The following is a 23,402-nucleotide window of genomic DNA, read 5'->3' as shown; positions in this document are numbered from 1 at the left end:
ATTAGTTATGTGTCCCAAGGTATAAAAAAGGAAAATTCAGTACCTCCTTCCGCACAATTTTTTACCCATATTTTTCCATTGTGAAGCTCAATTATTCTTTTTGCAATAGCAAGTCCTAACCCTGTGCCGCTATCTTTCCTCGCTCTGGATTTGTCAACTTTGTAAAACCTTTCCCAGATAAAAGGCAGTTCGGAGTCCGGTATACCGCTTCCGCTATCTCTGACAGAAATTGTAACTCCTGTTTCATCGGCTCCTGCCTTAATCAGCACATCTTGACCGCTGGGCGAATACCTTATAGCATTATCAATAAGATTTATCATTACCTGCTCTATTTTATCTTCATCAATTAAAATCGGCGGTATATTTTCTATTTCTATTTTCAAGTTAATATTCTTTTCCTCACAGATAGGAAGGAATTTTTTGCAAACTTGTTCAACTAATTCTTTTATTGAAACGTAATCTTTTTGTATATTTAAGTGGCCTGCCTCCATGTGCGAAAGCTCCAATAGTTCATCAACTAAGCGGCGCAGCCTCAAAGTTTCTTCAAGTATAATATTAAGATATCGGTCATGTTCATCAGAATCTTTGACAATCCCGTCAATTAATGCTTCTGTATAGCCTTGCAAGTAAGTTAACGGTGTCCTGAGTTCATGGGAAACATCACTTAAAAACTCCTTTCTTAAGTCCTCTTGCTTTCTCTCTCGCGTGATATCTTGCAGTACAGCCAAAACCCCTTGCAGCACACCATCATCACTTAACAAAGGAGTCATTTTTACCGCTACAACCTTTCCATCTATCTCTAGCTCTTCACTGATAAATTCACTGCATTTCATGGCTTTTTTTACAATCGGCTCGATTATTTTTGGCACTTTTAATTCACCATTTTGCTTCAAATCAGGTATCATCTCAACAGCTTGGGGGTTTGCCATTATAACACGATTTTCGGCATCGAAAGTAATAACACCATCAGTCATGCTGAGCAATATATTCTGAAGCTGCCTTTTTTCTTGATCAAGCATATTGATATTTTTATTTAAAGCCTCGGACATATAGTTTATCGCATTTGCTAATGTCCCCACTTCATCCTGAGATTTTACCTTAACTTTAGTGCCGAATTCGCCTCTTGCTATTTCTTCTGCGACTTTTTTCATTTGGATGAGAGGTTTGGAAATAGTCTTTGATAGTACAAGGCTTAAGGCCGTCAAAACTAAGACTGATGCCCCTGCTACCGAAAGTACCAAATATCTAATTTGCCAAATAGTGCTTTCGATAGAAGACATAGGGGAAAATAGTATTACGCCTCCAATTACATTGCCTTCAGTTCTAATGGGCAGCGCTACTGTAAGCATATTTGCATCAAACTGAGATACAAAACTTTTGCTTACAACAATGTTGCCATTGAGCACCTCCCTAAGCTCTTTAGGTCCAATAGCTACACCCTCAAATTTTAGAACATTTGAGCTTGCCTGGATTAGCCCTTGTCTGTCAATTATCACCGAATATGCATTTATAAATTTACTTATGTCAAGCAGTTCTGAAGGATTTATACCTCCTAGAATTAAAGATATAAGCTGCTGCCCCTCGTTTATCATCTCGTTCTTTCGCATATTAAAATAAAAATCTTCAAATATGTTTGAAAGTACTAAGCCAGAGATTAGAAGAGCGACGACTGTAAGAACCGTCATATAAATCCACAGTTTCGTAACAATGCTTTTCCTCGGAATCACTTTTCCACCTCGAATTTATAGCCGATTCCCCAAATAGTGCTTATATAGGAAGCAGCCTTACTTCGCCCTAATTTTTCTCTAAGCTGCTTTATATGTGTATCTATTGTCCGAAGGCTGCCATAAAAATCGTATCCCCAAACTTCCTTTAGAAGTTTCTCTCTGCTAAACACCTTTCCCTTGTTTTTAGCTAAAAAGTAGAGAAGATCAAATTCTTTAGGAGTAAGAGCCACTTCTTTATTATTGACCTTTACAACCCTAGATATCGGATCTATCATCAGCTCAGGAAATGCGAGTATCTCACTTTCCTCATCTTCCTTAGAAACTATGCGCCTGAGCAGAGCTTTTACCCTAGCTGTAAGTTCTCTAGGGCTAAAGGGTTTTACTACATAATCATCCGCCCCAAGTTCAAAGCCTAAAACTTTATCAAATTCTTCTCCCCGGGCTGTCAGCATTATTATCGGCGTATCATATTTTTGCCTTATGTCTTTGCAAACTGTCCAGCCGTCTACTATAGGAAGCATAAGATCTAAAATAATCAGATCATAGGATGAGCTCGATATCTTGTCCAAAGCCTGCTGACCGTTAAATGCCTCATCTACCGAGAAACCCTCTCTTTCTAAATATTTTTTTACCAAGTCTACAATGCGTTTTTCGTCATCAACTACTAATATCTTAATATCGTGCACCTGTTTTCCTCCCTGATCCGCACAAATACATTAGAAGATTTTTTTAATTGCATGATTTATGCCTTAACCCTATTATAGGTTTTGCACTAAGAACCGTCAATATACAGAGATTTACAGAGCTTTGAACAAAGACTAAATGCGCGTGCCTGAAGATTGTTTTTATATTTGACTCATGATAAAATTAAAAAGCACTTGTGAATAACAAAACTTATTTCATCAGTAAGGAGGTGCTGCCTTGACATTAAACTCATTTTTAACTTTATTTGGCGGTTTGGGCCTATTTTTATATGGAATGAAAATTATGGGCGAAGGACTTGAAATGTCAGCAGGAGATCGTTTGAAGGGTTTATTGGAATTGCTGACTAGGAACCGCTTTTTAGGGGTAATTGTGGGAGCGTTTGTTACCGCCATAATACAAAGCAGCAGTGCTACAACAGTTATGGTAGTTGGTTTAGTAAATGCAGGAATAATAGACCTTTCTCAGGCAGTCGGTGTAATAATGGGAGCTAACATCGGAACTACTATGACAGCTCAACTAATTGCTTTTAAGCTTACAAACATTGCCTTGCCTTCTATAGGAATCGGAACGATAATATTATTTTTAGGTAAAACTAAATCTCAAAAATACATAGGACAAGTGGTATTAGGCTTCGGGCTTTTATTTTATGGAATGCAGACAATGGAAATCGCATTAAAGCCCCTTGCCGATGTCCCACAATTCGTTGACTTTATCGCAACTTTTAGCAAAAATCCAATTCTAGGCGTGGTAGTCGGTTTCCTTACAACAAGTATAATTCAAAGCAGCAGTGCTACGATAGGTATTCTTCAGGCCTTGGCAAGTCAAGGCATATTAACTATTTCCTCAGCTCTTCCTATATTATTTGGAGATAACATAGGAACATGTGTCACAGCACTTCTGGCAAGTATCGGAGCAAATGTTACGGCAAAAAGAGCTGCAATTTTTCACTTGCTGTTTAATATAATCGGAAGCGCATTATTTTTGATGATCCTACCGATTGTTGAAAAAATTGTAGCTATGACCTCTCTTGACCCGGTCCGACAGATAGCTAATGCACATACTATTTTTAATTTGACAAATACTATTATTCAGTTTCCTTTTACGTTTTTAATTATAAGATTAATCTTACATCTTGTGCCAGGTGAAGCAGTAGTTATCGAACACGGCGTAAAGTATATAGATGATCGGCTAATAGAAACACCTGTTTTGGCTCTTGAGCAAGCAAAAAAAGAAATAGGTCGGATGGGAAATCTGGCTTTAGAGACATTAAAAGATTCATTGGATACTTTTGTAAATTACGATGAGAAAAAGGGTAAAATAGCAAAGGAAAAGGAAGAAGTAATAAATGAGCTTGCAAGAGAAATTACAAGATATTTAGCTCTGCTTTCACGCTCTTCTTTGCCGGAAACCGGAGAAGGTTCAATAACAGATCTGATAAATGCGGTAAATGATATGGAGCGAGTCGGCGATCATGCAATGAATGTGTTGGAGCTTGCGGAATTTAAAAATGAGCATCGTTTAGTTCTTAGTGAAGAAGCTATAGTTGAACTAATAAAAATGTCTGAAAAAGTTACAGAAACCTTTTCTATTGCAATAAATGCATTTTTAGCTTGGGATAAATCTTCTGCAAAAACCGTAATAGCCAGAGAAGAAGAAATTGACGCAATGGAAAAAGAGCTGCGATTAAGTCACATTAAGCGTTTAAGCAGTGGGGCATGCGTGCCAAGTTCAGGCGTTATCTATTTGGATATAATAAATAATTTGGAGCGCGTAGGGGATCATTCTTTTAATATTGCAAGTTATATCCTTGGAATTGACAAAAACTTTAAGAAACTGATCTAAATCCATCACACCCGCATAGGCAGGGTGGCTTGCTGCACTCTCAGTAGGCTAAAACCAATGATTTAAAGCGAGCAGGCTATTTTGCCTGCTCGCTCTTTACGATTTCCCTATTTCCTTCTTCTTTCTTCACGGTTTTATTGCAATATGGGCAAATCCACGTTCTTAGTTCTGCTGCAGAATATGATTTTTTATTGCAATACGGGCATAAGGTATATGGCAATATAAACCCCCCCGCTTAAATGACTTTACCCTTAATTTTTCCTTGCAATCCGCTCCGCTATCTATATTATATTATTCTATAATACTTTAGTAAATCCTTCTTTGTAATAAAAAATTTTATATGTATTTTTTGTCCGGAAATGATACATTTCGTATAAAATTCAGTAATATAGAAAAACCGTATATTCTGTGATATACTAAAGAAGAATTCGCGTCTGAATATCTTATATAAGGGGGCTTTATCTTGGAAAGTACTGATGTGGCAAAAATTGCAATAAAAATGGCAATTTCAACCCGCGCAGAAGAAGCTGAGCTCAAAAAGACATTCCGTGATATGAATGTTAAGGTTTGTGCAGTAGATTTTGGCGGTAATTTAATAGATTCTATCGAAAAAATTATAGAAAGATCTTTGGTCGCCGCAAAACGAGAAGGTGTCATAAAGGAAAACGTTCATGTATTAGAAGGAGCCCTTATAGGAGCTACACGGGAAGCCCTTTCTCAGGTTTTGCAAAAAGCTGTAGGCTTTAATGTGGGAGGTAAAATCGGAATTGCCAGGTATGGAGAACATATAAGTGTAGCAATGTTTTTTGCTATAGGATTCTTAAGCTTCAATGAAGTGGTCATAGGCCTTGGGCACCGCACACTGCCTCGGAGTGAAGGTGAAATCTAAATATTCATAAATTACTGTTAGAATTCACTATTGACAAACTGACCTAATAATTATATACTTTAGCCAAATAAATTGAATTAACTTGTAGCATGGTAGGACGGTAGGAGAAAACGTAGAGTTACATCAAGCACTCTTGCCGAGTGCTTTTTTGCATACTTTTTACTCCTGTTCAGCTTTGCAAGTATGCTACTTGCTTCTGTCCTGCAAGCTAAACAAAAGGGGGCATTCAAAATGAAAAAAACTTTTATAACATCTATAGTAATAATGATTTTAATTCTCGCGCTAGCTCTTATCCAAACAGGATGTGGCAGCGGTCCAGCGTCTCAAGAATCAACCTCTGATACATCAAACAGTGAAGATACAAGCGCCGGCGGCACAGGCAAAGTCTACAAAATTGGAATATCACAGTTTGTCGAACACCCTGCACTCGATTCAGCTCGTGAAGGCTTTGTAGACGGTCTTAAAGAAGCAGGATTTGAAGAAGGCAAAAATATTGAAATTATTGTCGAAAATGCTCAGGCAGATTTTTCAACAACGCAGGCAATAGCCAATAAGCTTATCAATGAAAAAGTAGACCTTATTCTAGCTATCGCAACTCCATCAGCCCAAGCCGCTGTAAATGCCACAAAAGACATTTCTATTCTTGTAACTGCTGTTACCGATCCGGTAGATGCAGGTCTGGTTAAGAGCATGGAAAAACCCGGCACAAATGTTACGGGCACTACTGATATGAATCCAGTAAAAGACCAATTAAAGTTGTTAAAGGAAATAATTCCTTCGGCTAAAAATGTGGGTATAATTTACAATGCCGCAGAGCCCAATTCTGTTGTTCAGGTAAACATAGCAAAAGAAGCCGCAAAAGAACTTGATCTTACCATATTTGAAGCAACAGTTGCCAATACCAGCGAAATAAATCAAGCAGTCCAGTCATTAGTTAGCAAAGTAGATGCAATTTATACTCCCACAGATAACACCGTAGCTTCCGCGATAAGCAACATTGTAAAAGTTGCCAATGAGGCAAAAATACCTGTTATAGGAGCCGAGCGTGGTGAAGTAGAAGGTGGAGCCTTAGCCACTATTGGAATAGATTATTATCTTCTGGGTAAACAAACCGGCCAAATGGCTGCCAGGGTTTTAAATGGCGAAAATCCTGCAGAGATGCCGGTAGAAAGCTCAAAAGATTTAAAGCTTATTATAAATAAGAAATCAGCAGAAGCTCTTGGGATTACTATCCCTCAAGAAGTATTGTCTAGGGCAGATGAGATATTAGAAAAATAATTGAGGTGTCCATAAATGTTGCAAAACTTATTCCTGACTTCTTTAGAGCAAGGTTTAGTCTACGGAATCATGGCAATCGGTGTATATATGACCTTTAAGATTCTAAAGTTTTCCGACTTGACTGTAGATGGAAGTTTTCCTCTTGGGGCTTCCATCACAGCAGCCCTTATCGTAAGCGGATATAACCCGGTAGTAGGAACTTTTGGCGCAATCTTAGGAGGCGCCTTGGCCGGTTATGTAACAGGATTTTTAAACACGAAAGCCGGTATCAGTGACCTTTTGTCAGGTATTTTGACCATGACATCGCTTTATTCAATAAACCTTAGGATAATGGGCAGGCCGAACACTCCTCTGCTAAATCAGCCTACTATCTATTCTATGGCAGAATCTTTTATAAGCCGAGTTTGGCCGTCATTTCCAATGAAATTTATTTATCTTGCATTCTTTATTGTTTTTGCTTTGCTTATAAAGTTTATAATTGACACCTTTTTAGAAACACAGATGGGCTTTGCGCTAAGAGCAACCGGTGACAATCCACAGATGATACGAAGCCAGGGAGTAAATACTGATATGGCAAAAACTATAGGACTTGTAATTTCCAATAGTCTTGTGGCCTTGTCCGGTTCATTGGTTGCTCAATATTTGGGTTTTGCTGATGCCGGTATGGGAGTTGGGACGATTGTAGCCGGCCTTGCTTCAGTTATAATAGGCACCACGCTTTTCGGAGAAGGAAGTGTATTTATCAGTACGTTAGGAGTGCTTTTCGGCTCATTCTTATATCGATTTAGCATTTCGCTGGTTCTTTCCTTCCGATTGGCGCAGGCTTCTGATTTAAAGCTTTTTACGGCAATCGTTGTAATTATAGCCCTTACAGCCCCTCAAATAAGGCAGTCAATAAAACTTCGCGTGCAAAGGTGTGATTCCTATGGTGATTCTTGAGCATATACAAAAAATATTCTACCGCAATACCCCTAACGAAAATAGAGTTTTAAATGATTTGTCTCTTGAAGTTAGTGATGGCGACTTTATAACCGTTATCGGAAGTAATGGCGCAGGAAAATCGACGCTACTGAATATCATTGCAGGTGTTTATTTTCCGGACAGTGGAAAGATATACCTTGATGGCAAGGATATAACAAATCTGCCGGAATTCAAAAGAGCTGCATTTATAGGTCGGGTTTTTCAGGATCCAATGCTTGGCACTGCCCCATCCATGACTATCGAAGAGAATTTATCAATAGCGTATGCTCGTCCAAACAATATGATGCTTCGCCGAGGATTGGATGCTCAGCGAAGAAATATATTTAAGGAGTATCTTGAAAACATTAATCTGGGTCTTGAAAATCGTCTTTCTACAAAGGTAAAGCTTCTCTCCGGTGGTCAGCGTCAAGTTTTGACTTTGATTATGGCTACGATGAAAAAGCCTAAGTTGCTGCTTTTAGATGAGCATACTGCTGCACTGGATCCAAAAACAGCTGTATTGGTAAACAGCCTGACAGAGGAAATCGTACAAAAAAACAAGTTAACGACAATTATGGTCACCCACAATCTGGAGCATGCAATCAAAATGGGAAATAGACTTATAATGATGCACAATGGTCAAATCGTCTTAGATATTAGTGGTGAAGAAAAGGCTTCAATGACTATCCCACGGCTGCTTAGTAAGTTTGAACAAGTCCAGGGCGAGAAATTTGCAGAAGACAGAATAATGCTGGCTTAGACCTCAAAATCAGCGTAATAGTTTTTGTTATTTTTCTGCAAGAAGACAACTCCCTTTTTCTTTTTTACATTATAGTTATAAGGGATGTCATAGTTAAAAAGCCCATAAGCAAGATATCTAGAAAGTTCATGATTTGAGAATCCTATGGCTTGAGGAAGATTTTCCTTAAGCCATTTATTGTTGCAAATGTATTTCTTGGCTATTGTTAAAAATTCTCGATCTTCGCAAGCCTCAATACATCTAGGCATAGCAGCCTTACCATTTGTCAGTAGAAAATCAAATTTAAGGATGTCTTTAAAAATGTCAAAATTCACGATATCTGTTCCTAAACTTTCTGCAAAATAATATAATATGTCATATCGGTCTTTTAAAGAATGCCTGGTTTTAAAAAGACCTTCTCTTTTACAATAATCATAAAATGCCTTGTAAAGCTCAAAGGAGCATTTAAATTTCTCTTCTAGGTAGATAAGAGAATGGTAGAATCGGCCTGTATTGTAATATTTGTCTAAGAGGCGTGCAATTCCCTTTAATATGCAAAGCTCTTCATATGTTATGTCATTGTTGTATAAAATTTCATAAGGGGGTTTTGAACGATATATAATACCATATTTATGTGCATCTGTCCTAAGTTTTGTTCCTTTTAAAAGCTTCAAAAATCCAAGCTGTATTTCATCGGTATGAAGATTGTACACTTCATTAAAAGAATTGCCAAAGCTTTTAAAGTTTTCGTGCGGGAGACCGGCGATTAAGTCTACATGAAGTTTTATGCCGGCTGATTTGAGGCGCTTTATTCCGTCAAGGGATTTTTTTGTATTAGGAGTCCTTGATATTTCTTTTAATGTTTCAGGATTTGTGCTTTGAATACCTACTTCAAACTGCAGCCTGTCTTCAATGCCCTGTAAAGCTTCAATAAACTCCTCATTTACCAACTCCGGATTTATTTCGCAGTGAAATATCATATCCTGCGGCAGGCTGCGAATGATTTCAAGAAGTCTCAGCGCTCGCGGCAGATTGCAGTTAAAGGATCTGTCTACCAACTTAACTATCCTTACTCCCATTCTCAAAAAACGCATAAAGTCTTGCTCTACTTTGTCAAGATCGGCTTCTCTTACGGCAGTTTCAAGAGATGACAAGCAAAAGGCACATCTAAAAGGGCATCCTCGCGATGTTTCGTAGTATACTAACTTGTTCTCTAAATTCTCGTTCTCGTTAATGTATGGAAATGGAATTTTATTCAAGTTTACATATGACTTTGGGGACTGTATTAAAATATCGTTCCATTTTTTATATGCCAAACCATCGATTGTATCAAGAAGAGCTCCGCTTTTTAAATGCAGCAGCAATTTAAAAAATCTTTCCTCTCCCTCTCCCAAAATTACATAATCTACAAAGGGATTCCTTTCCAGTAGATTTTCTGCCTCATAAGATACTTCGGGACCGCCTAAAACAATTTTTGTCTCCGGTCTTATTTTTTTGATGTTTTCTGCTAAATATATTACGCTTTCTATATTCCAAAGATAGCACGAAAAACCGATTACGTCGGGTTGATAAGATATAATATCTTCTAAGATATCGTCTAATTCATCATTAATTGTTGCTTCGTAAATCTGTATGTCTTCTTCTTTGTTGTTCTGTTTTATATAGCCAAATATATCCCTTATTGCAAGGTTTGTGTGAATATATTTTGCATTTATTCCTACAAGGAGGGTTTTCACGAATTTATCGCTTCTTTCATTGTTTTTACATATTCCGAAACTAAAGGAGCTGCATTTCTTCCGTGTTCTTCGATGATTTTAACAATAGCAGAACCTACAATGATTCCATCAGCAAGCTTGGCCATTTCTGCAGCCTGATTAGCATTTGAAATTCCAAATCCTACGGCTGTAGGGATATTTGTAGACTCTCGGACAAGCTTTATCATATTTTGTATATTATCTGAACTGATTTCATTTCTCACCCCTGTAACTCCTAAAGACGAAACACAATAGACAAAACCTGCCGCTTCTTTTGCAATCATTGAAATGCGCTGATTTGAAGTAGGCGCGATAAGAGAAATAAGTTCTATTCCATATCTTCTACACAGAGGCGCAAAATCCTCTTTTTCTTCAAAGGGCACATCAGGAAGTATCAATCCGCTCACACCAACTTCAGATGCTCTCTTTATAAATCTATCTGTTCCATAAGAAAATACAACATTGGCATAGGTCATAAAGACCATAGGAATTTTTACTGTTTTTCTAACTCTATAGACCATATCGAATATCTTATCCGTTGTTACTTTGCCGGCCAGTGCCCTCATATTTGCGTTTTGGATTACCGGTCCTTCTGCAGTAGGATCGGAAAATGGAATTCCAAGCTCGATTAGATCTGCGCCGGAATCAGCAATAACCTTTATTAATTTTTCTGTAGTATCTAAATCCGGATCTCCGCAGGTTAGAAACGCAATAAATGCCTTGCCATGGTCAAATGCTTTACTTATGTCACTCATTTATCATGTCCTCCCCTCTGTATCTAGCAATTGCAGCACAGTCTTTATCACCGCGGCCGGATATATTGACAACTAAAATCTTATCCTTACCCATAGAAGGCGCTATTTTTATTGCTTGAGCCACTGCGTGGGCGCTTTCGATGGCCGGAATAACGCCTTCTGTCCGCGACAGGTATTCAAATGCGCAAACCGCTTCTTCGTCAGTTATTGCTACATATTGAGCTCTGCCGCAATCATGAAGATAAGCATGCTCCGGGCCTATACCCGGATAATCCAAACCTGCTGATATTGAATATACAGGTGCAATTTGTCCATATTCATCTTGACAAAAATACGACTTCATTCCATGAAAGATTCCCGGCTTTCCAGTAGTAATAGTTGCTGCTGTCTCAAAAGTATCTACTCCCCTGCCTGCCGCTTCACAGCCAATTAATTCCACTGATTTATCGTTTATAAAGTGATAAAAAGCACCAATCGCATTGGAACCCCCGCCTACACAGGCTATAACCATATCCGGCAGTCTGCCTTCTTTCTCTAACATTTGTGACTTAATTTCTTTCGAAATTACAGATTGAAAATCCCTTACGATTGTAGGAAACGGATGCGGTCCCATAACAGATCCTATTATATAATGAGTATCATTAATCCGCTTTGTCCATTCTCGCATAGTCTCTGAAACTGCATCTTTTAGTGTAGCAGTGCCGGATGTAACAGGATGCACTTTCGCACCAAGAAGTCTCATTTTATATACATTTAAAGCTTGACGCCGGGTATCTTCTTTTCCCATAAAGATTTCGCACTCCATCCCCATAAGCGCTGCAGCTGTAGCAGTGGCAACACCATGCTGACCTGCTCCTGTTTCAGCAATCACTCGGCTTTTACCCATCTTTTTTGCAAGAAGCGCTTGGCCTAATACGTTATTTATCTTATGAGCGCCTGTATGATTTAGATCCTCGCGCTTTAGGTAAATTTTGGCACCGCCTAGGTCTTCTGTCATCTTTCTTGCAAAATACAGGCGAGAAGGTCTACCGGCATAATCTCTAAATAAGTCTTCCAGTTCTTTGTTAAATTCCGGATCATTCTTATAATAATCATAGGCTTCTTCTAATTCAATTACAGCATTCATCAATGTTTCCGGTATATATTGTCCTCCATGTATTCCGAATCTTCCCTTTGACATAATTTCCTCCTAAAATTTTAAGTTTTGTTCGTATATTCTTAGCAATTTCTGACAGTGGTAACCACTTTCAGTATTTTTTCTTTATCTTTTACGCCTTCTGACTCTACTCCTGAGCTTATATCTACTGCATAAGGCTGAAATTTCCTGATTGCATCGCAAATATTTTCTTGTGTAAGCCCTCCTGCAAGAATGAAAGGCCTTGTAAATTCTTCTATAAGCGACCAATCAAAGCATTTGCCTGTTCCATAACCATTATCCAAAAGCACCACATCTGCTGCGCTGCTTTCTGCGGCTTTTAGGTCCTCTTTAGAACAAACCTTGTAGGCTTTCCAAATCACCTTTTTTGGAATATATTCTCTAAGTTTCGCTATATATTCATTGTCTTCGCTGCCATGAAGCTGAATTATATCTATAATGTTTTTATCGCATAAATTTATAATTTTTTCGAAAGGTGCGTTTACAAATATACCTACGGATTTTATAGATGAATCTAATGCTTTACTAAGTTTCTCAGCTTTTTTAATTGATACATTCCTGCGGCTTTGCTCCCAAAATACAAATCCCGCATAATCAGGCATTGCAAGATTTACATACTCTATATCACATAATCGAGAAAGGCCGCATATCTTAATTTTCGTTCTATCCACTTGCTGCCCTCCTAAAAGATTCAAGGATTTTGTGCTTATTTTTTGCTTTCATTAAAGCTTCGCCTATAAGGACTGCATCGACACCTGCTTTTTTTAAGGCTTTTATGTCTTCCTGCGACTTTATCCCTGATTCTGCAATAAGCAAAATATCAGAAGGAACTTTGTCTTTCAATTTTAAAGTATTCGTAAAGTCCACTGTAAAATCTTTAAGATTTCTATTATTGATCCCAATAAGTCTTGCGCCTGCAGAAACAGCAGACTTTATTTCTTCTTCATCGTGAGCCTCAACTATTGCGCAAATCCCCATTTCTTCACATATTGTTAGAAATTTCTGTATGGTTTTGGTATCTAGAAGTGCACAGATTAGAAGCACTGCATCGGCTCCTATGCACTTAGCCTCATAAAGTTGATATTCGTCTATTGTGAAATCTTTCCTGAGCATGGGAAGCTTTACATGTGAACGTATATCGAAAAATATTTCGTCTGAACCCATAAACCATTTTGGTTCGGTAAGACAAGAAATACAATCCGTGCCTGCCGTCTCGTATTCTTTTGCAATTTCAATATATGGAAAATCCATTGAGATAAGTCCTTTAGATGGAGAAGCCTTTTTTATCTCACATATAAAAGACATATCGGGGTTTTCTAAAGCCCTTTTAAAACAAAAATTTCCTTTGGGCAAGCTCAGTGCTTGTTCACGAATATGCTGGAGGCTGATTTCCTTTTTTGCATTTTCAACTCTCGTTCTGGCATATGCTGCAAGTTCGTCTAAAATCATACTGCTGTCTCTTGCTTATTTGACTCTCTAATAAATTGAACAAGCTTTTCTTTTGCTTTTCCGCTTTTTATTAGTTCTTCGGCAAGTCTTACGCCTTCCGTGTGATTTTTTGCTTTTCCCGCTATATAAAGACCTGCACCGGCATTTAAAATTGTTGCCTGATATTTTGGCCCCTCTGTGCCATTTAAAATATCCAGTGTTATTTTAGCATTTTCTGCAGGTGTTCCACCGATTAGCTCTTTCTTTTCTGAGCGTTTAAAGCCAAAATCCTCCGGCATAATAACATATTTTTTAAAATGATTTTCTGTAAATTCACATATAGTTGTAGGCGATGAACTGGAAATCTCATCGAGCCCGTCTTGCCCATACACTACCATGCCACGTTTTACACCAAGATTTGAAAGAACATGTGCTAATGGCTCTACTAATGATTCGGTATATACGCCAAGCACTTCCATATTAGCCAAGCTCGGATTTGTTAAAGGGCCTAAAATATTAAAAATGCTTCGGATTCCAAGTTCTTTTCGCACAGGTCCCACATATTTCATGGAAGTGTGATAATTTTGAGCAAAAAAGAAGCATATTCCAATCTCTGCTAAGAGTTTTATACATTTTTGTGCAGAAAGATTGATGTTTACACCTAAGGCTTCTAAGCAATCTGCTGCCCCGCTTTTTGAAGATGCAGCGCGATTGCCGTGCTTTGCAACCTTTACGCCCCCTGACGCTATAACAACAGAGGCGGTTGTTGAAATATTAAATGAATTTGATTTATCTCCGCCTGTTCCTACGATATCCAGCAGATCAAAATTGTGGGTGACCGGCACAGCATAGTTACGCATGCCGGCAGCACATGCCGTAATTTCCTCTATCGTCTCTCCTTTAGCTGAAAGCGCTGTAAGGAAGGCTGCGATCTGCACGTTTGAACTTTTACCGCTCATGATTTCGTCCATAACGGCCGCAGCTTCTTCATAGGTTAAATTTCTATTCTCAATAAGTTTTGCCGTTGCTTCTTTTATCATAATAATGCTCCTTTCAATATATTTACAAAGTTTTTAATTATTTGCAGACCATCCGGAGTTAAAATTGATTCAGGGTGAAACTGCAGGCCAAAAATTGGGTAGTCGCGGTGTTTTATTGCCATAATTTCTTCTTCATTTGTTTTCGCTATTATTTCCAGGCAGCAGGGAAAATTATCTTCCAAAACTTTAAGGGAGTTATAGCGAGCGACTTTAATTCGACTTGGCATACCAAAAAATAGAGGATTCTCGTTGTCTATAATTACTTCGCATTGCTTGCCATGCATAAATTTTTTTGCTCGGATAATATCTGCTCCATATGCTTTACAAATCACTTGATGGCCTAACCCAACTCCAAGTATGGGTGTTGTTTCTTCAAGTTCCCTTACCGCATCCATACATATGCCTGCACTTTCAGGATACCCGGGCCCTGAGGAAATTATAATGTGGCTCGGGTTAAGTTTTTTTATATCTTCAATTGTTATTTCATTATTATGGAAAATTTTAGCATCGCAATCTAACATTCCTGCCAATTGGTAAAGGTTGTAAGAAAAACTGTCATAGTTATCAATTACTAATATCATATATTCATTCCTCCTTGAGCAATTTTTAGCGCTTCCACAACCGCCTGAGATTTGTTTATACATTCTTGGTATTCGTTTTCAGGTATGCTGTCAGCTACTATGCCGGCACCCGAACGCACAAATACCTTTCCGTTCTTTGTGAAAGCAACGCGTATTGCTATACATACATCTAAGTTACCCGCAAAATCTATATATCCAATTGCTCCGCCGTATATTCCTCTTTTGTCATTTTCTAATTCATCAATTATTTCGCATGCTCTTATCTTCGGCGCGCCGCATAGTGTGCCGGCAGGAATTACTGCTGCTATTGCATCTATAGCATCACAATCTTTCCTAATTTTTCCAGAGACATCTGAACCTATATGCATTACATGGGAAAGATGTTCTATGTCCATATATTTGTCTACTATTACACTGCCAAATTCGCTTACTTTCCCAATATCGTTTCGCCCCAAGTCAACCAGCATATCATGTTCTGCACGCTCTTTTTCATCTGCTAAAAGTTCAATTTCAATTCGTTTGTCCTCTTCTTCGGTTTTGCCTCTGGCACGTGTTCCGGCCAGTGGAAATGTGTGCAGAACTCCATTTTCCAATTTTACAAGGGTCTCAGGAGATGCACCTACAATTTCAACATCATCGGTAAAAATATAAAACATATAAGGGGATGGGTTGATTTGTCGAAGAGCTTTGTAAGTGTTTAAAAGGCTGCCTTTAAAATCGGCATCTAGTCTATTGGATAGTACCACTTGAAAAACTTCTCCCTGCCCAATATAATCTTTGGCTTTGTTAACCATATTGCAATATTGATGTTTGGTAAACATCTGGCGCACTGAAGATGTTATTCTGCCAGGTATCTCGTCGGCGGGCAAACCAAATAAAATAAGTTTTTTAAGATTTTCAATTTCCCTCAAGGCCCGTTTGTATTCTGCTTCTATATTGTCGCATTTTATATTCACAATTAACATTAATCGATTATGAACATTATCAAAAGCAATTACTTTATCAAAAAGCATCAGATGCATATCCCTAAAATTTTCGGCGTCATTTGCATTTAGAAAAAGAGAAGGTTCTGCATATCCAACATAGTCATATGAAAAATATCCTACTAGCCCTCCCGTAAAAGGAGGCAAGTAGTCAAAGCGCAGACTAAAGTTATCTTTCATTACTTGACGTATAACCTCAGCAGGATCCTCTGACGTTGTTGTAGAAAATGAATCCTTTACAATTGTTACTTTTTTATCGGCACAAATTATCTCTAACAATGGATCAAATCCTAAAAACGTGTAATTTGCAGATTTTGACTCTTTGTAAGCAGACTCAAGAATATAGCAGCGGTTGCTGGCATTTTTTAACTTTGATAAAATATCAAGCGGTTCAATTCCATCTTGAAATAATTCACAGCTTATTGGAATGTTCTTGTAGATCCCTGTTTTTGCAATTTTTTTGGCCTCCGACAGGCTTGGCTGCAACATTTTAACACACCCTTTATAAATAGTTTTAATTAGAACAGTATCGAATTTAGCCGGGGGACGTCAAAAAGCCCGTCCTTGACATAAAAGTCAAGGACGGGCTTTACGCTCGTGGTACCACCTTGATTCACGGTATATTGCAGCCGTGCACTCAGCAGGATACTATCATATCCCCGGCAACTTACGTATGCCTACACGTCGCAGAATACTCAGCTTTCGCCTTTGGCTGCGCCCTCAGCGGTCCATTTGATGGCTTGTTTTCTACTCGCTTTTCAGCACCGCGAGCTCTCTGTAAGAGCATAACCATCTTTATCTCCGCCTCAACGGTTTTAGATGCAGTAATTAGTTTTTTATAGGATACATCAAATAAAATCTTTTGTCAACATTTTATTTTTTGAACTTACAATAAAATAACAATCGTACCTAGGTCAAGATGGTAGACCGCTTGCACTTGTGTTTTAAGATGGTATAAAATATTTGACAAAATTAGATTTTTACGCTATATATTATACAATAATAAAAATATAGCTCAGATAGTTAGTTAAATTTTGAAGGGATGTGGCTGGACTTGTCTATGGAAAAAACCTTTATCATGATTAAGCCTGATGGAATTCGCCGAGGTTTGGCTGGTACTATTATTCAAAGATATGAGCAAAAAGGCTTAAAAATAACTGCTGCAAAACTAATTATGGTTCCTGAAGAATTGGCATGTAAGCATTATGAAGAGCATGTGTCAAAACCATTTTTTCAAGAATTAATTGCAAATATCACTTCCGGACCTGTTTTAGCTATGGTCTTAGAAGGCCCTAACGCTATAAGACTTGCAAGGCTTATAAATGGTCCGACCCAAATTGAAGAAGCTTTGCCGGGAACAATCCGAGGGGATTTCGCCACTTCTACAACAGAAAACCTAGTCCACGCTTCCGATAAGCCGGAAACTGCAGAACGTGAAATAAAGCTTTGGATGTCTTATATGAACCTTGCATGACTAAAGTGTAACCCCATTTTTAAAAATTGCTATTTCTTTAAATCCCATTTTTTCAGCCTTACTTTTTTCGCCTGAAGCAACATTTATAACATAACGCATTAATTCCGAAGTTAGTTTTTCCATTGTTTCATCGGAAAGAAGCCTGCCTGCATCAAAATCAATCCAATTGGATTTACGGTTGTAAAGATTGGTATTTGTAGAAATTTTTATAGTTGGTACAGCAGTTCCTAGTGGAGTTCCTCTTCCTGTTGTAAATAAAATCAAATGACACCCTGCAGCGGCAAGAACTGTCGATGCTACCATATCGTTTCCCGGACCTGTAAGTAGGCTAAGGCCACTATTTTTTACCACATCGCCATAATCCAACACATCTACTACATTACTTGTTCCGCCTTTTTGCACACATCCCAAAGATTTTTCTTCTAAGGTTGTAATACCTCCTTTTTTATTGCCCGGCGACGGATTCTCATAAATTGGCTGGTTGTAGCTCATAAAATATTCTTTAAAGTCGTTTATCATTTTAACTATTTTATCGAATACTTCACGACTTATTGCTCGATTCATAAGGATAGTTTCTGCACCGAACATCTCAGGCACCTCTGTTAAGACGGTACTTCCTCCGCAAGAAATTAATTTATCTGAAAAAGAGCCTACTAAGGGATTTGCGGTAATACCTGAAAAACCATCGGAACCACCGCATTTAAGACCTACTACAAGCTTTGAAACTGGGCAATCCTGTCTTTCAAATTGTGATACATATTCTACCAGCTCTTCTATAAGCCCGACTCCTGCCTCTATTTCGTCTTCTACTTCCTGCGCTACTAAGAATTTCACTCTGTCAGAATTATACTTTCCTAACACTTTTTTGAACTCGTCAACATTATTATTTTCACAGCCAAGGCCTAGAACCAAGACTCCACCCGCATTAGGATGATTTACCAGATTCGCTAATATCTTTTGAGTATTTAATTGATCTTGGCCTAATTGGGAACAACCATAAGGATGAGTAAGCTCATAAATACCATCCAGATTTTTTACCCCTTTAAATCTTTCCTTTGAAATTTTGGCTATAAGCTCGGCATTTCTGTTTACGCAGCTTACAGTGGGTATAATCCATATTTCGTTTCTTATTCCTGCTCTGTCGCCTTCGCGGATAAAACCCCGGAAAGTTCCACATTCCTCGGCAACCTTCACATCGGATAGACGAGGAGTATATTCATACTCTGTAAGTTCACCTAAATTCGTTTTCAGATTGTGACTGTGAACCCACTGGCCGGCCTTTATATGAGTTGTAGCATGCCCTATTGGGAATCCATACTTTATAACATTTTCGCCTTGCTCTATATCATAAAGAGCGATTTTATGGCCTTGATCTATATCATCTAAAGCTATAACTGAACAAGAACCCACTTTTACTACTTCACCTTTACTCACTTTATCGATCACTACGGCCACGTTGTCTCTTTCGTGTATTTTGATTACTGCCATAAGTTTTCAATCCTTTCTTGTAACTAAAGAGATAAAGGCAATCAGTTGCGCTAGTTTTTCACAAGTCTTTCAACGGTATTTTTTATACCATCATTGGTAATTTGATACAAATAGTCAGCTACTTTATCTGTAAGACCGTCAATATTGTTTAGGTCTTGATCCCACATTTTGCTGTTGGCAAGCACAGCCTTTGCCACGCTTTTAGCAGCTTTTTTGCTTTTGTCAAAATCATTCCATGTCTTCTCAAAGAATTCTAAGACCCACAAATCATCCTGCATTACAAATTCGCCTTTTTCACGGCGCGCTTTCATTACACCGTTTTCAACTTTGCCGTCTTTATATACCGCCATTAATGCAGCAAAAGAAAACGTAAGTTTTTCGGGAAGTTTATTATATAATTGTTGATACTCAATAATTGAAGGCAATACCCTTGTTTTAAATTTCGAGGATGAATTGAGGAGAATGCTTATTAAATAGTGTTTTATATACGGGTTTTGAAAACGCTCAACAACAGAATCCGCAAATTCAAGCAGCATTTTTTTGTCCAGATTTATCGAAGGGACTATCTCGTCGTAGATAACTTCTCTTGCAAATTTGCCCATAACATCGTGCTCCATCATCTCTCCAATGGTTTCAAGACCATATAGGAATGCTGCAGGAACTGAAGATGTATGGGCACCGTTTAATATCCTGACTTTTCTTGTCCTGTACGGTGACATATCATCAGTCCATAATACATTAAGACCCGCCTTGGTAAATGGTAATCTTTCGGAAAGCTCGCCGGGACCTTCAATTACCCATAAATGAAAAAGTTCTCCTGTATCAACAAGATTATCTTCATAACCCAGATGGTTTAAAATTTCATTTATTTCGTCCTTAGGATACCCTGTTACTACTCTGTCTACCAAAGTGTTGACAAAAATATTGTCTTTTTCTATCCATTCTTTAAACACTTCAGGCAGGTTCCAGTCATTTGACAGCTGTAATATAATTCTTTTTAAGTTGTCGCCATTTCTGTCAATCAGCTCACAAGGAATAATGACCATGCCCTTTGATGGATCGCCGTTAAAGTGGTTAAATCTATGATATAAATAAGCTGTAAGTTTCCCCGGGTATGATAAAGGCGGTTTCTTGTCAATGCTATCGCTTTTATCATATGAAATCCCGGCTTCAGTAGTGTTAGAAACCACAAATTCTATATCGGGATTTTCTGCACATTTTAGATATTCATCCCATTGAGTATACGGATTTATTCCACGACTTATTGAACTTATTATTTCTTTGAGTTCGACAGGTTTTCCATCTTGCAAGCCTCTTAAAATTAAGGTATATAAACCGTCTTGTTCGTTTAGCTTGCCAACCAAGCCTTGAGCAATCGGCTGAACAGCTACAACACGACCATTGAAAATCTTTTGTTTGTTCATCTGGTGAAACATCCAATCAACAAAGGCCCTTAAAAAATTGCCTTCGCCAAATTGAATAACTTTTTCCGGCAAATTTTCAGGAAACGGCTGCACCATCAAATCTTCCGGGAATTTAAAACCACTTTTTAGTAATTCCTTATTTAGTTTTACCATAATAAGTCATGCCTCCTTTAAGACTAATTTATTTTAGCAATGGAGCTACATTGCTGAGCCAAGCCAATTTAGGATCATCTTTCGGAACAAGCTTTCTTCCGTAGTCTCCTGCCATTACCCACAAATAATACACCTGAAATCCTGGAGCTGCTGCAACAGGATGATAACCTTCAGGTATTATAACTGCATCTCCATCTTTTAGCATATATGCTTTTCTTAGCGATAAATCATCGTTATACATTACTTGAACTCCAAAACCCTCTTCGGGTTTTATCTTAAAATAGTAAACTTCTTCCATTTTAGCTTCATAGGGAGGATTATAATCATCGTGTTTATGAGAGGGATAGCTAGACCATTGTCCGGGGCATGATATAGTCTCGCCAACTACTATACGATGAACTTTTCCTTCGCCGTTTGCTACAATAATATCTCTAACATCTCGCTGGTAGTTTAAGATACCACGATGATCGCATACTACTTCTTTTGGCATTACCACAAAAGGTTCAAACTTTTTCTCAGCCTTAGCAGAAACCACTGCAGCTTCTAAGACAAATCCCTGAGCTTCTTCCACTTTAAAAGAACTTTGAATGGGTATATAAACTGATGCAGGGTTACCTGAAAATACATCCTTTCTTTCTCCAAGACCTATAAATTCTTTTCCATTTACGACTACATTGCATTTTCCTGATAAAATAACCAATGCCGCTTCTTCATCGTTTGTTTTTAAGCTGCATACTTCGTTTGCGTTTAATTTCAGCAAACCCAACCCGCAAAATTCCATATCCTTTCCTGCTTTTACAACTTGGCTATAGCCTTTTACTTCCTTGCTTGGATATAAATATTCCATATTTAAAACCTCCGTTTTAAGCATTCATTATTTGCCTAACATCTTCTAACATATCCGAGTCTGTTTTAAATAAATGTTTTAGCGCCAGTGCGCAAGCACCAACTACTCCAGATTTTTCTTTAAGCTCAGAAACTTTAATTTCGGTAGAAAGAGCTATTTCGGGAAATGCATGGGTATTAGCTGTTTTTCTAATTATATCCATAAAATAGTCGCCAATCACAGACATTTTTCCGCCTATAAATACCAGCTCAGGATTGTAAAAATTTATTACATTCGCTATTGCTTTTCCTATATATATCGACATCTGTCGTAAAAGTTTCCACGAGTAAGAATCTGGAATATTTGCAGATTCAATAATATCAGCAATCGAAATCTCTCCATTTTCCAGCCAAGCTTTTTTTAAAGGATCGCTTTCTGCAATATTAGGCAGCTCAGCTTTAGCTTGCCTAATAATAGCAGGAATGCCGCATATGCTCTCTAAACATCCCCTGTTACCACAATTGCACAAAGGACCCCCTTCTTGAATTGACATATGACCAATTTCACCGGCATAACCTCTGGCGCCTTGTAATATTCTATCGTTTAAGATTATCCCGGCGCTTATTCCTTCACCAAGGTTTATATACACCAAGTCTTTGCATCCCTTGCCTCCGCCGAACCAGCGCTCAGCAAGAACCGATGTATTAGAGTTGTTTTCAATAAATATTGGCAGCTCCAGTTCGCTTTCTAAAAATTCCTTAACGTTAAAACTATCCCATGCCTTACCTAAATTGATAGAACGTTTTACACTTCCTTCGCGAACATTTAATAGTCCCGGAAATGCTACGCCAATTCCGAGGAATGCTTTTTTAAGGTATTTTTCTTCGCTCATGATTTGCTCTACCGCGTCCGCTAAGAGTTTTATCCCTTTTTTGGGATCTGTCATATCAATCTTAGCTATTCTAAAATCGGTAGGATCGTTTTTTAAGTCTGCAATTCCTATAAGTGACTCAAACCTGGTAACTTCAATACCTATAACATACCCTGCTTCAGGATTAAGACATAGATTGACGGGTCGGCGGCCTCCGTTGGATTTATCCAGTCCTACTTCTCTTACTAATCCCGCTTCAAGTAACTCACGCACTATACCGCTTATTGCAGGCGGAGTAAGCCCTGTAAATTCTGCTAGTTGTTGTCTTGATACAGGTTCATGCTTTTTTATTGTGTTTATTACTGTCATTCTGTTGAGTTTTTTAATGTATTTACTATTTATAGGTTCTTTTGTCAAATGCATCACCTTTTTAAAAAATACTTATTTAAATTAATTAAGTATCTTTTTATATTTTATATTCGCTATAAAATCGAAAAGTCCTGCTTCTTTTTATAATTTTTTTGCAAATCAAGATAGTCTATCTCATATCAAATAGCCGGCGTCCTAGACGCCGGCTATTAACTGCTTTTTTATTATTCATTTTAATGAATTATAGACATAATTAGTTAATGTCACTATATCAAACACGGGCAAATTTACTGCATCTTGCACCGATTTTCTAAATGGAGGCATATTAGTACATTCAAAAACTATTGCACCTATATCAGGATTCTCGCTTACCATGGTTTTTGCAACTTCTGTCATTTCTTCTTCAACTTTCGACACATCGAGGGTTTCTTTTTGGTCTAAGAAAACTTTAGGAAACTCCTCTTGGCTTTCCATTCCATAAATTACTACAGGAATATTATCGGCACCAACGCCTTGAAAATGAAGTTTTGTAAGGTGGGGTTTACTAGCGGTCATTATGCCAACTTTTTGTCCTTTTTTTAGCATACGATGTGCTAAAGGCACCTGAAGCAAGCTGGAAGCAAAAACCGGAATATTGACTGCATCTGCTAAAAGTTCCTGGAAAATAGCTAGAAAGCCGCAGCTCGTTGTGATTGCCGCAACACCTTCTTTTTCAAGCTCCTGCGCAGCTTCGATAAAAGGCTGTATAAGAGTCGGATCGGCTTCTCTAACAACTCTTTGTGATGTAGCGCCTGCAACCTTTTTGTATTTTACCGGAAAACTAAATGTACCGGCATTTCCTATGTCTCCATAAATTCTGGGAAATTTAGTATCAAGCATTAATATTCCTATAACCTCACCGTAATTGGTTCTGCCCCCTTTTACGATCATGCCGCAACTCCCTCCTTGACAAAATTTAAG

Annotated in this window: 22 protein-coding genes and 1 other annotated feature; of the genes, 6 read left to right on the top strand and 16 right to left on the bottom strand. The window is 38.1% G+C overall.

Annotation, left to right across the window (positions count from 1 at the left end; all coding sequences use genetic code 11):
* Window positions 1–5 precede the first annotated feature (5 nt).
* Together TSYNT_RS10000 and TSYNT_RS09995 are read right to left on the bottom strand one after the other, a co-directional pair.
* Entirely contained in the window at window positions 6–1,727 is a 1,722-nt protein-coding gene (locus TSYNT_RS10000; protein WP_059033652.1) for an ATP-binding protein, read from the bottom strand.
* On the bottom strand, window positions 1,724–2,413 hold the full coding sequence (locus TSYNT_RS09995; protein ID WP_059033650.1) for a response regulator transcription factor: 690 nt from the start codon (window positions 2,411–2,413) through the stop codon (window positions 1,724–1,726). Before TSYNT_RS09995 ends, TSYNT_RS10000 begins: the two co-directional genes overlap by 4 nt.
* Window positions 2,414–2,648: 235 nt before the next feature.
* On the opposite strand from TSYNT_RS09995, the gene TSYNT_RS09990 reads away from it, so the two are divergent.
* Window positions 2,649–4,274, top strand: a complete 1,626-nt coding sequence (locus tag TSYNT_RS09990; RefSeq protein ID WP_059033648.1) for a Na/Pi cotransporter family protein — start codon at window positions 2,649–2,651, stop codon at window positions 4,272–4,274.
* A gap of 76 nt (window positions 4,275–4,350) precedes the next feature.
* Here the strand turns inward: TSYNT_RS09990 and TSYNT_RS11840 are convergent, their stop codons facing one another.
* The gene (locus TSYNT_RS11840) at window positions 4,351–4,494 is read right to left on the bottom strand and encodes a hypothetical protein (protein WP_162780998.1); all 144 of its coding nucleotides are present in this window, start codon (window positions 4,492–4,494) and stop codon (window positions 4,351–4,353) included.
* A gap of 243 nt (window positions 4,495–4,737) precedes the next feature.
* On the opposite strand from TSYNT_RS11840, the gene TSYNT_RS09985 reads away from it, so the two are divergent.
* The 4 genes from TSYNT_RS09985 (at window position 4,738) to TSYNT_RS09970 (ending at window position 8,161) form a co-directional block, all read left to right on the top strand.
* Window positions 4,738–5,163, top strand: a complete 426-nt coding sequence (locus tag TSYNT_RS09985) for a HutP family protein (RefSeq protein WP_083497740.1) — start codon at window positions 4,738–4,740, stop codon at window positions 5,161–5,163.
* A gap of 231 nt (window positions 5,164–5,394) precedes the next feature.
* On the top strand, window positions 5,395–6,441 hold the full coding sequence (locus TSYNT_RS09980; protein ID WP_059033646.1) for an ABC transporter substrate-binding protein: 1,047 nt from the start codon (window positions 5,395–5,397) through the stop codon (window positions 6,439–6,441).
* A 15-nt stretch (window positions 6,442–6,456) separates the two neighbouring features.
* A complete protein-coding gene (locus tag TSYNT_RS09975; protein ID WP_059033644.1) occupies window positions 6,457–7,380 on the top strand; it encodes an ABC transporter permease in 924 nt (307 codons plus the stop codon).
* Complete coding sequence (locus TSYNT_RS09970; protein WP_059033642.1) at window positions 7,367–8,161, top strand: ABC transporter ATP-binding protein; 795 nt, start codon at window positions 7,367–7,369, stop codon at window positions 8,159–8,161. Before TSYNT_RS09975 ends, TSYNT_RS09970 begins: the two co-directional genes overlap by 14 nt.
* Here TSYNT_RS09970 and TSYNT_RS09965 read toward each other — a convergent pair.
* Genes TSYNT_RS09965 through TSYNT_RS09930 form a run of 8 tightly spaced genes read right to left on the bottom strand, consistent with a single transcriptional unit; the run spans window position 8,158 to window position 16,326 of the window.
* On the bottom strand, window positions 8,158–9,876 hold the full coding sequence (locus TSYNT_RS09965; protein ID WP_059033640.1) for a B12-binding domain-containing radical SAM protein: 1,719 nt from the start codon (window positions 9,874–9,876) through the stop codon (window positions 8,158–8,160). The genes TSYNT_RS09970 and TSYNT_RS09965 overlap by 4 nt on opposite strands.
* A complete protein-coding gene (gene trpA, locus TSYNT_RS09960) occupies window positions 9,873–10,649 on the bottom strand; it encodes a tryptophan synthase subunit alpha (protein ID WP_059033638.1) in 777 nt (258 codons plus the stop codon). The genes TSYNT_RS09965 and trpA overlap by 4 nt, the downstream gene beginning before the upstream one ends.
* Window positions 10,642–11,829 (bottom strand): tryptophan synthase subunit beta, encoded by a 1,188-nt coding sequence (trpB, locus tag TSYNT_RS09955; RefSeq protein WP_059033635.1) that lies wholly within the window; start codon window positions 11,827–11,829, stop codon window positions 10,642–10,644. The genes trpA and trpB overlap by 8 nt, the downstream gene beginning before the upstream one ends.
* Window positions 11,830–11,867: 38 nt before the next feature.
* Entirely contained in the window at window positions 11,868–12,476 is a 609-nt protein-coding gene (locus TSYNT_RS09950) for a phosphoribosylanthranilate isomerase (RefSeq protein WP_059033633.1), read from the bottom strand.
* On the bottom strand, window positions 12,469–13,254 hold the full coding sequence (gene trpC / locus TSYNT_RS09945; protein ID WP_059033631.1) for an indole-3-glycerol phosphate synthase TrpC: 786 nt from the start codon (window positions 13,252–13,254) through the stop codon (window positions 12,469–12,471). Before trpC ends, TSYNT_RS09950 begins: the two co-directional genes overlap by 8 nt.
* On the bottom strand, window positions 13,251–14,273 hold the full coding sequence (gene trpD, locus TSYNT_RS09940) for an anthranilate phosphoribosyltransferase (protein WP_059033629.1): 1,023 nt from the start codon (window positions 14,271–14,273) through the stop codon (window positions 13,251–13,253). Before trpD ends, trpC begins: the two co-directional genes overlap by 4 nt.
* Window positions 14,270–14,854 (bottom strand): anthranilate synthase component II, encoded by a 585-nt coding sequence (locus tag TSYNT_RS09935; RefSeq protein ID WP_059033627.1) that lies wholly within the window; start codon window positions 14,852–14,854, stop codon window positions 14,270–14,272. Before TSYNT_RS09935 ends, trpD begins: the two co-directional genes overlap by 4 nt.
* Complete coding sequence (locus TSYNT_RS09930) at window positions 14,851–16,326, bottom strand: anthranilate synthase component I family protein (RefSeq protein WP_059033626.1); 1,476 nt, start codon at window positions 16,324–16,326, stop codon at window positions 14,851–14,853. Before TSYNT_RS09930 ends, TSYNT_RS09935 begins: the two co-directional genes overlap by 4 nt.
* A gap of 86 nt (window positions 16,327–16,412) precedes the next feature.
* Window positions 16,413–16,656 (bottom strand) — a binding site (T-box leader).
* A 241-nt stretch (window positions 16,657–16,897) separates the two neighbouring features.
* Here TSYNT_RS09930 and ndk point away from each other — a divergent pair.
* Entirely contained in the window at window positions 16,898–17,311 is a 414-nt protein-coding gene (gene ndk, locus TSYNT_RS09925; protein WP_059034307.1) for a nucleoside-diphosphate kinase, read from the top strand.
* Here ndk and TSYNT_RS09920 read toward each other — a convergent pair whose 3' ends face one another.
* The 5 genes from TSYNT_RS09920 to TSYNT_RS09900 all read right to left on the bottom strand — a co-directional run bounded on the left by TSYNT_RS09920 (window position 17,312) and on the right by TSYNT_RS09900 (window position 23,372).
* Entirely contained in the window at window positions 17,312–18,799 is a 1,488-nt protein-coding gene (locus TSYNT_RS09920; protein ID WP_059033624.1) for a UxaA family hydrolase, read from the bottom strand.
* Between the two features lie 50 nt (window positions 18,800–18,849).
* On the bottom strand, window positions 18,850–20,376 hold the full coding sequence (locus TSYNT_RS09915) for a tagaturonate reductase (RefSeq protein WP_059033622.1): 1,527 nt from the start codon (window positions 20,374–20,376) through the stop codon (window positions 18,850–18,852).
* Window positions 20,377–20,404: 28 nt separating this feature from the next.
* Window positions 20,405–21,223 (bottom strand): 5-deoxy-glucuronate isomerase, encoded by an 819-nt coding sequence (gene iolB / locus TSYNT_RS09910; protein ID WP_059033621.1) that lies wholly within the window; start codon window positions 21,221–21,223, stop codon window positions 20,405–20,407.
* Window positions 21,224–21,239: 16 nt separating this feature from the next.
* Complete coding sequence (locus TSYNT_RS09905) at window positions 21,240–22,496, bottom strand: ROK family transcriptional regulator (protein WP_059033619.1); 1,257 nt, start codon at window positions 22,494–22,496, stop codon at window positions 21,240–21,242.
* 174 nt (window positions 22,497–22,670) lie between these two features.
* Window positions 22,671–23,372 carry an aspartate/glutamate racemase family protein gene (locus TSYNT_RS09900; protein ID WP_059033617.1) on the bottom strand — a complete coding sequence of 234 codons (702 nt, stop codon included), beginning with the start codon at window positions 23,370–23,372 and terminating at the stop codon, window positions 22,671–22,673.
* Between the last annotated feature and the right edge of the window lie 30 nt (window positions 23,373–23,402).

Source organism: Tepidanaerobacter syntrophicus (assembly GCF_001485475.2).
Classification (GTDB): Bacteria; Bacillota; Thermosediminibacteria; order Thermosediminibacterales; family Tepidanaerobacteraceae; genus Tepidanaerobacter; species Tepidanaerobacter syntrophicus.
Note: the sequence above shows the minus strand (reverse complement) of the source record. Positions and strands in the feature narration are given on the sequence as shown.